A 13252-nucleotide genomic window follows, 5' to 3' on the forward strand; every position below is an offset into this window, starting at 1 on the left:
AGTGTCTCCTCAGCAGTCCAGTGGGTTGCGTTTTTCCGGGTTGATACCGAACTTGGCGATGGCTTCAGCCACAACCTTAGGTTCGATGTCACCACGGTCAGCCAGTGCTTCCAGGGCTGCCAACACCACGAAATGACGGTCGACTTCGAAGAAATGACGCAGTTTCTTGCGGCTGTCGCTGCGGCCGAAACCGTCGGTGCCCAGTACTTTGAATTCCTTGGACGGAACCCACTGACGGATCTGCTCGGCGAACAGCTTCATGTAGTCGGTAGAGGCGATGACCGGACCTTTACGGCCGCTCAGGCACTCTTCGACGTAGCTCAGCTTAGGCTTCTGGCCAGGGTGCAGACGGTTGCTGCGCTCTACGGCCAGGCCGTCGCGACGCAGTTCGTTGAAGCTGGTAACGCTCCACACGTCAGCGCCGACGTTGAACTCTTCACGCAGGATCTTCGCCGCTTCACGGACTTCACGCAGGATGGTGCCGGAGCCCATCAGCTGAACGTGGTGCGCCGCTTCGCGGTTGTCTTCTTCGAGCAGGTACATGCCCTTGATGATGCCTTCCTCTACACCGGCCGGCATGGCTGGCTGCTGGTAGGACTCGTTCATCACGGTGATGTAGTAGAAAACGTCCTGCTGCTCTTCGGTCATCTTCTTCATGCCGTCCTGGATGATCACCGCCAGCTCGTAGCCGTAGGTTGGATCAAAGGTGCGGCAGTTCGGGATGGTGGCAGCCAGGATGTGGCTGTGACCGTCTTCGTGTTGCAGGCCTTCGCCGTTCAGCGTGGTACGGCCGGCGGTGCCGCCGATCAGGAAGCCACGGGTGCGGCTGTCGCCAGCGGCCCAGGCCAGGTCGCCGATACGCTGGAAGCCGAACATCGAGTAGAAGATGTAGAACGGCAGCATTGGCTGGTTGTGGCTGGAGTACGAAGTACCGGCAGCGATGAAGGAGCTCATGGCGCCCGCTTCGTTGATGCCTTCTTCGAGGATCTGGCCCTTCTTGTCTTCGCGGTAGAACATCACCTGGTCTTTATCGACTGGCTCGTAGAGCTGGCCGACGGACGAGTAGATGCCCAACTGACGGAACATACCTTCCATACCGAAGGTACGGGCTTCGTCCGGGATGATCGGGACGATACGTGGACCAATTTCCTTGTCCTTGACCAGTTGCGCGAGGATCCGCACGAACGCCATGGTGGTGGAAATTTCACGGTCACCCGAGCCGTCAAGAATGGCCTTGAGGGTGTCCAGCGACGGTGTCGGAACGCTGAAGCTCTGCGCGCGGCGCTGTGGCACGAAACCGCCCAGTGCAGTGCGGCGCTCGCTGAGGTAGCGGGCTTCGGCGCTGTTCGGTTCCGGCTTGAAGAACGGCAGGTTTTCCAGCTCGCTGTCTTTGACAGGAATGTCGAAGCGATCACGGAACAACTTCAAGCTGTCGACGTCGACTTTCTTGGTGTTGTGCGCGGTGTTTTTCGCTTCGCCGGCACCGGTGCCATAACCTTTGATGGTCTTGGCCAGGATGACGGTTGGTTGTTCTTTGTGGTTGACCGCTTCGTGGTACGCCGCGTAGACCTTGTACGGGTCGTGGCCGCCACGGTTGAGTTTCCAGATCTCGTCGTCGGACAGATCGGCAACCATCGCCTTGAGTTCCGGCGAGTTGAAGAAGTGTTCACGCACGAACGCGCCATCTTTGGCTTTGTAGTTCTGGTACTCGCCGTCGATGACTTCGTCCATGCGGCGTTGCAGGATACCGTCGACGTCTTTGGCCAGCAGTGGGTCCCAGAAACGGCCCCAGATGACTTTGGTCACGTTCCACTGGGCACCACGGAACACGCCTTCGAGTTCCTGGATGATCTTGCCGTTGCCGCGAACCGGGCCGTCGAGGCGCTGCAGGTTGCAGTTGATGACGAAGATCAGGTTGTCCAGCTTCTCGCGGCCAGCCAGGGAGATCGCGCCCAGGGATTCCGGCTCGTCGCACTCGCCGTCGCCCAGGAAGCACCAGACTTTTTGCTTGCCTTCAGGGATGAAGCCACGGGCTTCCAGGTACTTCATGAAACGTGCCTGGTAGATCGCCTGGATCGGGCCAAGGCCCATCGATACAGTCGGGAATTGCCAGAAGTCAGGCATCAGCCATGGGTGCGGATAGGACGACAGGCCCTGGCCGTCGACTTCCTGGCGGAAGTTGTTCATCTGGTCTTCGGTGATGCGGCCTTCCATGAACGCACGGGCGTAAACGCCTGGCGAGGTGTGACCCTGGAAGTAGATCAGGTCGCCGCCGTGTTCATCGGTCGGGGCCTGGAAGAAGTAGTTGAAGCCGATGTCATACAGGGTTGCGCTGGAGGCGAAGCTGGAGATGTGACCGCCCAGGTCAGAATCTTTCAAGTTCGTGCGCATAACCATGGCCATCGCGTTCCAGCGTACCAGCGAGCGAATGCGGCGTTCCATGAACAGGTCGCCAGGCATGCGTGCTTCGTGGGTAACGGGAATCGTGTTGCGGTACGGCGTAGTGATGGCGTAGGGCAGTTGCGAGCCGCTGCGGGTCGCGAGTTCGCCCATACGGGTCATCAGATAGTGAGCACGGTCTTCGCCTTCTTTGTCGAGAACCGATTCCAGGGCGTCCAGCCATTCCTGGGTTTCGACGGGATCGAGGTCTTGCATGGCTTGCTCCAGGGCGGAAAGGCTACCAGAATCGGTTGCCTGAGTTTGCGACTGGCCTTGTGGGCAGACGATATAAATTCTTGGATTGCCGAAGGTTGTTTCGGCGGCGTGTAGTTTTACTACAAATCGTCGGCCATTTCAGCCTTTCGAATGTATATACGAGTAGTAAAACTACAGAAGAACGGCTTGTGGCCTCCTGCTGCGTTGTGAGAATAATCGTTAAGGTTGGTCTTTTGCCAACAAAGAAAGGTGAAAGCTTGATGCTGGCTGCCAAGAAAATTCTTTTTTCCGCTATTTCTAACTTTTGTTCGACAGTCCATCGCGTAGTGCATTTGATGCGTTCACTACAGACCGCCCTTTCTACGCCGATCAAGGATAGCCCATGAGCCTCCCTTCGCTTGCCGAACTGCCCGCCATTCTCCAGCCGTTTGTCAGCCGCGCCGAGCAGTCGTTCCGTGTCGCCGTGGCCACGCTGGACCATGACCATGGCTTGTCCACCTGGTCGCCCGAGCGCTGGGCCGAATTCGCCCGTGTGACCGCTGCCAGCGACTTCGTCATTGAGCAGAGCGTTCGTGATCCTGTGATGTTGCTTGAGCTGGCGCAGTCCGGGGAGCTTGAGCGCAGCCTCGCCCCCGGCGAGTTGTGCGGGCAGATCGCTGCCGCCGTGCAGGCCGCGACCACTGACGATGAGTTGGGGCGCGTGCTGCGCCGCCAGCGGACCCGCCTGCAAGTGCGGATCATCTGGCGCGACCTGACCCGTCAGGCTGATCTGATCCAGACCTGTCGCGACCTCTCGGACATGGCCGACGCCAGCATCGATCAGGCCTATCAATGGTTGTATCAGCGCCACTGCCAGCAGTTCGGTACACCGACCGGGCGGCGCAGTGGCGAGCCACAGCAGATGGTCGTCCTGGGCATGGGCAAGCTCGGCGCAGTCGAACTCAACCTGTCATCGGACATTGATTTGATCTTCGCCTACCCCGAGGGCGGTGAAACCGTTGGCGTGAAGCGGCCGCTGGATAACCAGGAGTTTTTCATCCGCTTGGGCCAGCGGTTGATCAAGGCGCTGGACCCGATGACCGTCGACGGTTTCGTGTTCCGCGTCGACATGCGCCTGCGGCCATATGGTTCATCCGGCGCGCTGGTGCTCAGTTTCAATGCGCTGGAGCAGTATTACCAGGACCAGGGCCGCGACTGGGAGCGTTACGCGATGATCAAGGCGCGGGTGGTGGCCGGTGATCAGGCGGCGGGCGCGCAGTTGCTCGACATGCTGCGCCCGTTCGTTTATCGGCGTTACCTGGACTTCTCGGCGATTGAAGCGCTGCGCACCATGAAGCAGTTGATCCAGCAGGAAGTGCGGCGCAAAGGCATGGCCGACAACATCAAGCTCGGCTCCGGCGGCATTCGCGAAGTCGAGTTTATCGCCCAGGCGTTCCAGTTGATCCACGGTGGTCGCGACCTGAGTTTGCAGCAGCGCCCGCTATTAAAAGTACTGGGCACGCTGGAAGGGCAAGGCTATCTGCCGGCGGCGGTGGTCGGCGAGCTGCGTGAAGGTTACGAGTTTCTGCGGTACACCGAGCACGCGATCCAGGCAATTGCCGACCGCCAGACCCAAATGCTTCCGGACGGCGCGCAGGATCAGGCGCGCATTGCCTTCATGCTCGGGTTCGCCGATTGGGCGTCGTTCCATGAGCGGCTGATGTATTGGCGCGGTCGCGTTGATTGGCACTTCCGTCAGGTCATCGCCGACCCTGACGAAGAAGAGGGCGAGGAAAGCGAAGTGGCGGTTGGCGGTGAATGGCTGCCGCTTTGGGAAGAGGCACAGGATGAAGACGCCGCCTGCCGTCAGTTGGAAGAGGGGGGCTTCGTCGATGCGCCTAAAGCCCTGAAAGCTCTCGCCGGCCTGCGCAGCAGCCCGCAATTGCGCTCGATGCAGCGCCTGGGCCGTGAGCGGCTTGATGTGTTCATTCCGCGTTTGCTGGCCCAGGCTGTCGAGCACGCCAGCCCGGACCTGGTGCTGGAGCGCGTGCTGCCTTTAGTCGAGGCGGTGGCGCGGCGTTCGGCTTATCTGGTGTTGCTGACGGAAAACCCCGGTGCGCTGCGGCGGTTGCTGACCTTGTGTGCGGCGAGCCCGTGGATCGCCGAGCAGATCACCCGTTTTCCATTGTTGCTCGACGAGTTGCTCAACGAAGGTCGTCTGTTCAAGCCTCCGCTGGCACCGGAACTGGCCGCCGAGTTGCGAGAGCGCCTGACGCGGATTCCCGAGGATGACCTCGAACAACAGATGGAAGCCCTACGCCACTTCAAACTGGCGCACCGTTTGCGAGTGGCTGCCTCGGAAATTGCCGGCAGCTTGCCGCTGATGAAAGTCAGTGACTACCTGACCTGGCTCGCCGAGGCGATTCTGGAGCAAGTGCTGGCGCTGGCGTGGCGTCAAACAGTGGCCAAATACGGTTCGCCGCAACGCAGCGACGGCACGCTGTGCGATCCGGGGTTCATCATTGTCGGTTACGGCAAGGTGGGCGGTCTGGAGCTGGGCCATGGCTCGGACCTGGACCTGGTGTTCATTCACGACGGTGATCCGCAGGCAGAAACTGATGGCGTGAAACCGATCGACGGCGCGCAGTTTTTCACCCGGCTCGGCCAGCGGATCATTCATTTGCTGACCACCCAGACCAACTCCGGCCAGTTGTATGAGGTCGACATGCGCTTGCGTCCGTCCGGTGCGTCGGGGCTGCTGGTCAGTTCGCTGGGCGCGTTTGCGCGTTATCAGGAGAATGAGGCCTGGACCTGGGAGCATCAGGCGCTGGTGCGGGCGCGGGTGTTGGTGGGCAGCCAGGATGTCGGCCACGCTTTCGAGAAGGTCCGGGCGCAGGTTCTGGGGCGTGAGCGTGATTTGCCGACGCTGCGCCAGGAGGTCAGCGAGATGCGCGCCAAGATGCGCGACAACCTTGGCAGCAAGGCAACGGCTGCCGGCACTGCGGCAAATGCCTTCGAAGCCACGGCGCCGTTCGATCTCAAGCAGGACGCCGGAGGTATCGTCGATATTGAATTTATGGTGCAATACGCCGCTTTGGCGTGGTCCGACACGCACCCCTTGCTGCTGCGGTACACGGATAACATCCGGATACTCGAAGGGCTGGAGGAGGTCGGGTTGATGCCCGCCGCCGATGCCAGCCTGTTGCGTGAGGCTTACAAGACCTACCGCGCCGCCGCTCATCGCCAGGCCCTGCAGAACGAGGCCGGGGTGATTGCCGGTGACCAATTCGTGGCCGAACGTCGCGAAGTGCTACGGATCTGGAGTGAGCTGGGGCTAAGCTGAAACAGACTTGGAATGTGGCGGGCTTTTGTGGCGAGGGAGCTTGCTCCCGCTCGGCTGCGAAGCAGTCGTAACTCAGTCGGCGCGGTGTATCAGATAAAATGCAGTGGCAGGTTTTTGGGCTGCCTGGCAGCCCAACGGGAGCAAGCTCCCTCGCCACAAAAGCTTATGCTGACTGATGATGTGCAAAAAATTGTTCCGACGAGCCCCAGCCGGCTCGTCCAAATGACCTGACAGCCAAGGCTGCAGGTGCTGGATTATCGAGGCGGGGAGGCTTATGCCTCCCTTATTCGTTTGTGGATAACTATGAAAATTCTGATCGTTGGGCCCAGTTGGGTCGGTGACATGGTGATGGCGCAGACACTCTTTCAGTGTCTGAAACAGCGTCATCCTCAGTGCGAAATCGACGTGCTGGCCCCCGAGTGGAGTCGGCCGATCCTTGAACGCATGCCCGAAGTGCGCCAAGCCTTGAGCTTCCCGCTCGGCCACGGTGTGCTGGAACTGGCGACGCGGCGGCGGATCGGCAAGTCCCTGGCCGGCCAGTACGACCAGGCGATCCTGCTGCCCAACTCGCTGAAGTCGGCGCTGGTGCCGTTTTTTGCCGGCATTCCCAAGCGCACCGGCTGGCGTGGCGAGTTCCGCTACGGCCTGCTCAATGACGTGCGCAAGCTCGATAAAGAACGCTACCCGCTGATGATCGAGCGTTTTATGGCGCTGGCCTATGAGCCGGGCGCCGACCTGCCCACGCCGTACCCGCGCCCGAGCCTGCAGATCGACCCGGGCAGCCGTGATTCGGCGTTGGCCAAGTTTGGCCTGACCCTTGACCGTCCGGTGTTGGCGTTATGCCCTGGTGCGGAGTTCGGCGAGTCCAAGCGCTGGCCGTCCGAGCACTACGCCAAGGTTGCCGAGGCGAAAATTCGTGAAGGCTGGCAAGTGTGGCTGTTCGGCTCGAAAAACGATCATGCGGTGGGCGAAGACATCCGCGCGCGGCTGATTCCGGGCTTGCGCGAAGAGTCTGTGAACCTCAGTGGCGGGACCTCGCTGGCCGAGGCCATCGACCTGCTGTCCTGCGCCGACTCGGTGGTGTCCAACGACTCCGGCCTGATGCACGTTGCCGCTGCGTTGAACCGTCCACTGGTGGCGGTGTATGGCTCGACGTCGCCGGGCTTCACCCCGCCGCTGGCCGAGAAGGTCGAGATCGTGCGCCTGGGCATCGAATGCAGCCCTTGCTTTGATCGCACCTGCCGCTTCGGCCATTACAACTGCTTGCGCCAGTTGATGCCGCAACCGGTGAGCGAAGCCTTAGAACGCCTGCAAGGCGCTCCGGTCGAGGTCCGTTAAGTTGCGGGTATTGCTGATCAAGACTTCATCCCTGGGCGATGTGATCCACGCGTTACCGGCATTGACCGATGCGATGCGAGCGATCCCGGGGATCACATTCGACTGGGTGGTGGAAGAAGGCTTTGCCGAGATTCCGACCTGGCACCCGGCCGTGGGCAAAGTGATTCCGGTGGCGATCCGTCGCTGGCGCAAGAACCTCTGGCAGACCTTCAAAAGCGGTGAGTGGAAACGCTTCAAGCAAAGCGTTCGTGCCACGAAATATGACTTGGTGATCGACGCTCAGGGCCTGCTCAAAAGCGCCTGGCTGACCCGTTACGTCAACGCCCCGGTGGCCGGGCTCGATAAGGATTCGGCCCGCGAGCCGATGGCGGCGCGCTTTTATTCGCGGCGTCTGGCGGTGGCCCGTGGGCAGCATGCGGTGGAGCGGTTGCGTCAGTTGTTCGCCGTGGCGCTGGGCTACGACTTGCCGCAAGGGTTGGGCGACTACGGCTTGAACGTCGAGCGCCTGGTAGAGCTGCCACGCAAGAACCCCTATGTGGTGTTCCTGCACGGCACGACTTGGGACACCAAGCACTGGCCAGAAACCTATTGGCGTGAACTGGCCGAGCGCATGGGACACCAGGGCATGGCGGTGAAACTGCCGTGGGGCAATCCGCTGGAGAAGGCCCGGGCCGAACGCATTGCCAAGGGCCTGCGCAATACCGAGGTGCTGCCCAAGCTGAACCTGGCGGGCGTTGCACGGGTGCTGGCCGGTGCACAAGCCTGTGTGGCGGTGGACACCGGCCTCGGGCATTTGGCCGCCGCGCTGGATGTGCCGACCGTGTCGTTGTTTGGGCCGACCAATCCGGGCCTGACCGGCGCCTATGGCAAGCGTCAGATTCATCTGGCGAGCGACTTCTCGTGCGCGCCGTGCCTGCAAAAGAAATGCACTTATCAACCGACTGCTGAAGACCAGCGTCGGTTCGACATCAAGCGCGAGTGGCCGCTGTGCTTCACTCGCCTGAACCCCGAGCGTGTCGCGAGTCGATTAAGCACGTTGTTACTGGCTGAGGAACTGCGCTGATGCAACTGGCTTTTGTCCTTTACAAATATTTCCCGTTTGGCGGTTTACAGCGTGATTTCATGCGCATTGCGCTGGAATGTCAGCAGCGTGGGCATCAGATTCGCGTTTATACGCTGATTTGGGAGGGCGACGTGCCGCCGGGTTTCGAAGTGCTGGTGGCGCCGGTCAAGGCGATCTTCAACCATCGGCGCAATGAGAAACTCACGGCCTGGATGGAAGCGGACCTGGCCAAGCGGCCGGTGGACCGGTTGATCGGTTTCAACAAGATGCCGGGCCTGGACGTCTACTACGCCGCCGATGGTTGCTTCGAAGACAAGGCGCAGAACCTGCGCAATGCCTTTTACCGTCGCTGGGGCCGCTACCGGCACTTTGCCGAGTACGAGCGCGCGGTGTTCGCCAAAGACGCGAAAACCGAAGTGCTGATGATCTCCGAAGTGCAACAGCCGCTGTTCATCAAGCATTACGACACGCCGCTCGAACGCTTCCATTTGCTGCCACCGGGCATTGCCCAGGACCGCCGTGCGCCGGCCAACGCGGCCGACATTCGTGCTGAATTCCGTCGCGAATTCTCCCTGGCCGACGATGAGTTGTTGCTGGTGCAGATCGGTTCCGGGTTCAAGACCAAGGGTGTCGACCGCAGCCTCAAGGCGTTGGCGGCGTTGCCGTCGCAGTTGCGTAAACGGACCCGGTTGTTTGTGATTGGCCAGGACGACCCCAAAGTATTCCAGTTGCAGAGCGCCACATTGGGGCTCGGCGACAACGTGCAGTTCCTCAAGGGGCGCAGCGATATCCCGCGTTTCCTGCTGGGCGCCGACCTGTTGATTCACCCGGCGTACAACGAAAACACCGGGACGGTATTGCTTGAAGCGTTGGTGGCCGGTTTGCCGGTGCTGGTCAGTGCGGTGTGCGGTTATGCCCATTACATTGCCGAGGCCGACAGCGGTCTGGTGCTGGACGAGCCGTTCGAACAGGCGCAACTCACGCAGTACCTGACGACCATGTTGAGCGACGACGCAGCGCGTGCGGCCTGGAGCCGCAATGGCCTGGCCTTCGCCGACACGGCCGATCTCTACAGCATGCCGCAACATGCGGCGGATGTGATTCTGGCGGAGCAACACTGATGAAGTTGATTCTTGCCGAACCGTTCAAGAGCCTTTGGGCCGGACGCGATGCGTTCACTGAAGTCGAAGGCCTGAAGGGCGAGGTTTACCGTGAGCTTGAAGCTCGCCGTACCCTGCGCACTGAAGTCGCCGGGAACGGGTTCTTCGTGAAAATTCACCGGGGTATTGGCTGGGGCGAGATTTTCAAGAATCTGCTCACCGCCAAGTTGCCGGTGCTTGGCGCTGGCCAGGAGTGGCGGGCGATCCAGCGTTTGCAGGACGTCGGCGTGCCGACCATGACCGCCGTCGCCTACGGCGAACGCGGCAGCAACCCGGCGGATCAGCACTCGTTCATCGTCACCGAAGAACTGGCGCCGACCGTCAGCCTGGAAGACTTCAGCATCGATTGGCTCAAGCAGCCGCCGCCGCCCAAACTCAAGCGTGCGCTGATCGCCGAAGTGGCGCGCATGACCGGCATGATGCACCGCGCCGGGGTCAATCACCGCGACTGCTACATCTGCCACTTCCTGCTGCACACCGACAAACCGGTGACGGCCGACGACTTCAAACTCTCGGTGATCGACCTGCACCGCGCCCAGACCCGCCCGGCGATTACCAAGCGCTGGCGCAATAAAGACCTGGCGGCGCTGTACTTCTCGGCACTGGATATCGGCCTGACTCGTCGCGACAAGCTGCGGTTCCTCAAGGGTTATTTCCAGCAACCCTTGCGCCAGGTCCTGCGTGAAGAGGCGTCACTGCTCGCCTGGCTCGAAGGCAAGGCCAACAAACTCTATGAGCGCAAACAGCGCTATGGAGATGCGCTCTGATGGCGGGTTGGAACCTTGAGCCGGCCTATCGCGCGCTGCGTGATGAATTTGGCAGTCTCGACGCCGTATTCGCCCTGGAGGGTGAGCGTCTGACGCGTGACCCATTGTCCGAGGTCATTCGTGTCCAGCGTCACGGAATCAATTATTACGTCAAGCGTTACGTCGGTGCCGGCAAGGGCTTGCGCCGTTACCTGGGCAAGCCTCGGGTCAAGTCCGAGTGGCAGAACCTCAAGCGCTTCGCCAAGTGGGGCATCCCCACGGCTGAAGTGGTGGGGTGGGGCCTGGAGCGGCGTTACGCGGCCTACGCACGCGGGGCGATGATCACCCGCGAGTTGCCTTGCACTGAAGACTTGTCGGTGCTGGCGGCTCGCAAGGACCCGCGCCTGGCCGATCGGGCCTGGGTCGACAGCGTCAGCCGTCAACTGGCCCGTTGTACGCGGGTCATGCACGAGCAGCGTTTCACCCATAACGACTTGAAGTGGCGCAATCTGCTGGTCGATGACGAGGCTCGGCTGTACCTGATCGACTGTCCGAACGGCGACTTCTGGCGCGGCTTCTGGCTCAAGTACCGAATCACCAAGGATCTGGCCTGCCTGGACAAGGTCGCCAAGTATCACTTGTCGGCAACCCAGCGCCTGCGCTTCTATCTGCAATACCGTCAACGGGCTCGGCTGACTGTCGCGGACAAGCGACGTATCCGGCATGTTGTGAGATTTTTCGAGGGACGCGAATGACTGATTTCCTGGCCGCCGACGACAAGGCGCTGCTTGAGCGTCATGGTCTTGGCAACTTTGACGCGTTGTGGGCCAAAGAGCTCGACGCGGTGGACGAACCCAACACCAACCGGGGAGGCTGGAGCAGTGTGTTCCGGATGGACCTGGAGGGGCGGGGATTTTACCTCAAGCGCCAGAGCAACTACCTGACGCGGACCTTGCACCGGCCCTTTGGCGAGCCGAGTTTCGCCCGTGAATTTCGCAACATCCTCCGTTATCAGACGCTGGGGATTCCGGCGTTGCAGGCAGCCTTCTTCGGTGAGCGCAAAGTATCGGGCGAAACCCGCGCCGTGTTGCTGACCCGGGCGCTGGACGGTTGGGATGATCTGGATTCGCTGTTGCAGCAATGGTCGCAACTGGTCGAGACCGAGCAGCGCGCCATCGTCAAGGCCTGCGGTGAGCTGGCGCGACGGTTGCACGGCGTGCGGCAGATGCACGGCTGTTTCTATCCCAAGCACATTTTCTTGCAGGCCACGGTAGGTGGTTATCGGGCGCAGTTGATTGACCTGGAAAAGACCCGTCCGTTGTTGTTTGGTTTGCGCGACCGGATCAAGGACCTTGAACCGCTGCTGCGTCGCTCGCAGGTCTGGAGCGCCGAGCATGTGCGGTTGCTGCTGGCAACTTACCTGGATCATCCGCACGACGGTGCACTGGTCGATACCTGGATCGGTCGGTTGAGCGCACGGCGCAGCGACAAGGAAGCGCGCTGATGCGGTTGTCCGAATTGAGGCATGCCGGCCGCGCGCCGAGCCTGCCGCTGAGTCTGCCGCTGGCGGATGCCGCTGGCAGCGCCGAACTGCAATTGCTCACGCTGCTGCGGGTGCTGCCGGGGCAGCGCTACGTCGGTGCCGGCGTATGGCGCGGGCGTCCGGTGTTGGCAAAGCTGCTGGTCGGCAGCAAGGCCGCCCGGCATTTTCAGCGCGAGCGAGACGGCGTGCGGTTGCTCGCCGAACAAGGCATGACCACCCCGCTGTTGCTGGCCGATGGCTTGAAAGACGGCGAGGGCGGCTGGTTGCTGTTCGAGTTTCTTGAAGACGCGCAAAGCCTGGGCGACGCCTGGCAAGCCGTCGAGGCGCTGCCGTTGCTGGCGGACCCACAAGTCGCGGTGCTGGCCGAGGCGCTGGGGGCCATTGCCCGACTGCACAGCAAGGGCCTGTGGCAGGAAGACCTGCACCTGGACAACCTGCTGCGCCACGGCGGCCAGTTGTACTTGATCGACGGCGCGGGTATTTGCGTCGAGCAGGCCGGCAAGCCGTTGTCCCGGGGCAAGGTGCTGGAGAACCTCGGGGTGTTTTTCGCCCAGTTGCCCAAGACCCTTGAACCCTTCACCGAAGAACTGCTGGTGCATTACCTGCTGAGCAACAGCGAGCACGCGTTGCCGCTTGAGGCCCTGCAAAAGCAGGTGAACAAGGTGCGCAGCTGGCGCCTGAAGGACTTCCTCAACAAGGTCGGCCGCGAATGCACGTTGTTCAGCGTTCAGCGCGGGGCTTTCGGGCTGCGGGCGATTCGTCGCGAAGAAGAAGCCGCCATGCTGCCGGTGCTGGAGCAGGCCGATGCCTTGCTGAATCGTGGGCACCTGTTCAAGACCGGCGGCGCGGCCAGTGTCGGCAAGGTTGAGGTGGCGGGGCGTACGTTGTTGGTCAAGCGCTACAACATCAAAGGCTTCGCCCATTGGCTCAAGCGTTTTTGGCGCCCGAGCCGGGCCTGGTATTCCTGGCGTGAAGGCAATCGCCTGGCATTCCTGGGCTTTGCCACGCCCAAGCCGCTGGCCTTGCTGGAGAAGCGCTTTCTCTGGCTGCGCAGCCGTGCGTACCTGGTGACCGAATTTTTACCGGGCCCGGACATCATCGCTCGCTTTGCGCCGTTCGTGGAGAGTGGTGCGGCCCCCGAGGCCGAGTTGCAGGCGCTGGAGCATTTGTTCGCCGAGCTGATTCGCGAGCGGATCAGCCATGGCGATTTCAAGGGGCACAACCTGTTCTGGCACGAGGGTCGCTGGGCGTTGATCGACCTGGACTCGATGTGTCAGCACGGCTCCCTCGCCAGCTTCGCCCCCGCGTATGCACGGGACCGGGCGCGGTTCATGCGCAACTGGCCAGAGAGCAGCGCGCTGTATCAAGTGATTGATCAGCGCCTGCCCAAGGATGCTGGTAGCGCCCACTAAGCCGGGCCTGCGA

9 protein-coding genes are annotated in these 13252 nt (G+C 61.5%); 8 read left to right on the plus strand and 1 reads right to left on the minus strand.

Going from position 1 to position 13252, the window contains the following annotated elements:
- Positions 1-9: 9 nt before the first annotated feature.
- Positions 10-2655, minus strand: a complete 2646-nt coding sequence (aceE, locus tag AC1Z1G_RS02625; RefSeq protein ID WP_483624632.1) for a pyruvate dehydrogenase (acetyl-transferring), homodimeric type — start codon at positions 2653-2655, stop codon at positions 10-12.
- A 382-nt stretch (positions 2656-3037) separates the two neighbouring features.
- On the opposite strand from aceE, the gene glnE reads away from it, so the two are divergent.
- The 8 genes from glnE (at position 3038) to AC1Z1G_RS02665 (ending at position 13239) form a co-directional block, all read left to right on the plus strand.
- Entirely contained in the window at positions 3038-5977 is a 2940-nt protein-coding gene (gene glnE / locus AC1Z1G_RS02630) for a bifunctional [glutamate--ammonia ligase]-adenylyl-L-tyrosine phosphorylase/[glutamate--ammonia-ligase] adenylyltransferase (protein ID WP_483624634.1), read from the plus strand.
- Positions 5978-6280: 303 nt separating this feature from the next.
- A complete protein-coding gene (gene waaF / locus AC1Z1G_RS02635) occupies positions 6281-7315 on the plus strand; it encodes a lipopolysaccharide heptosyltransferase II (protein WP_483624636.1) in 1035 nt (344 codons plus the stop codon).
- 1 nt (position 7316) lies between these two features.
- Positions 7317-8378, plus strand: a complete 1062-nt coding sequence (gene waaC / locus AC1Z1G_RS02640; protein ID WP_483624638.1) for a lipopolysaccharide heptosyltransferase I — start codon at positions 7317-7319, stop codon at positions 8376-8378.
- Positions 8378-9499: a glycosyltransferase family 4 protein gene (locus AC1Z1G_RS02645; protein ID WP_483624640.1), complete on the plus strand. Its 1122-nt coding sequence runs from the start codon at positions 8378-8380 to the stop codon at positions 9497-9499. The genes waaC and AC1Z1G_RS02645 overlap by 1 nt, the downstream gene beginning before the upstream one ends.
- Positions 9499-10305: a lipopolysaccharide core heptose(I) kinase RfaP gene (gene rfaP / locus AC1Z1G_RS02650; protein WP_483624642.1), complete on the plus strand. Its 807-nt coding sequence runs from the start codon at positions 9499-9501 to the stop codon at positions 10303-10305. Before AC1Z1G_RS02645 ends, rfaP begins: the two co-directional genes overlap by 1 nt.
- Positions 10305-11039: a lipopolysaccharide kinase InaA family protein gene (locus tag AC1Z1G_RS02655; protein ID WP_483624644.1), complete on the plus strand. Its 735-nt coding sequence runs from the start codon at positions 10305-10307 to the stop codon at positions 11037-11039. The genes rfaP and AC1Z1G_RS02655 overlap by 1 nt, the downstream gene beginning before the upstream one ends.
- Positions 11036-11788: a lipopolysaccharide kinase InaA family protein gene (locus AC1Z1G_RS02660; protein ID WP_483624646.1), complete on the plus strand. Its 753-nt coding sequence runs from the start codon at positions 11036-11038 to the stop codon at positions 11786-11788. The genes AC1Z1G_RS02655 and AC1Z1G_RS02660 overlap by 4 nt, the downstream gene beginning before the upstream one ends.
- Entirely contained in the window at positions 11788-13239 is a 1452-nt protein-coding gene (locus AC1Z1G_RS02665) for a lipopolysaccharide kinase InaA family protein (RefSeq protein WP_483624648.1), read from the plus strand. Before AC1Z1G_RS02660 ends, AC1Z1G_RS02665 begins: the two co-directional genes overlap by 1 nt.
- Positions 13240-13252: the final 13 nt, after the last annotated feature.

It is taken from the genome of Pseudomonas sp. JL27(2026), assembly GCF_056933555.1.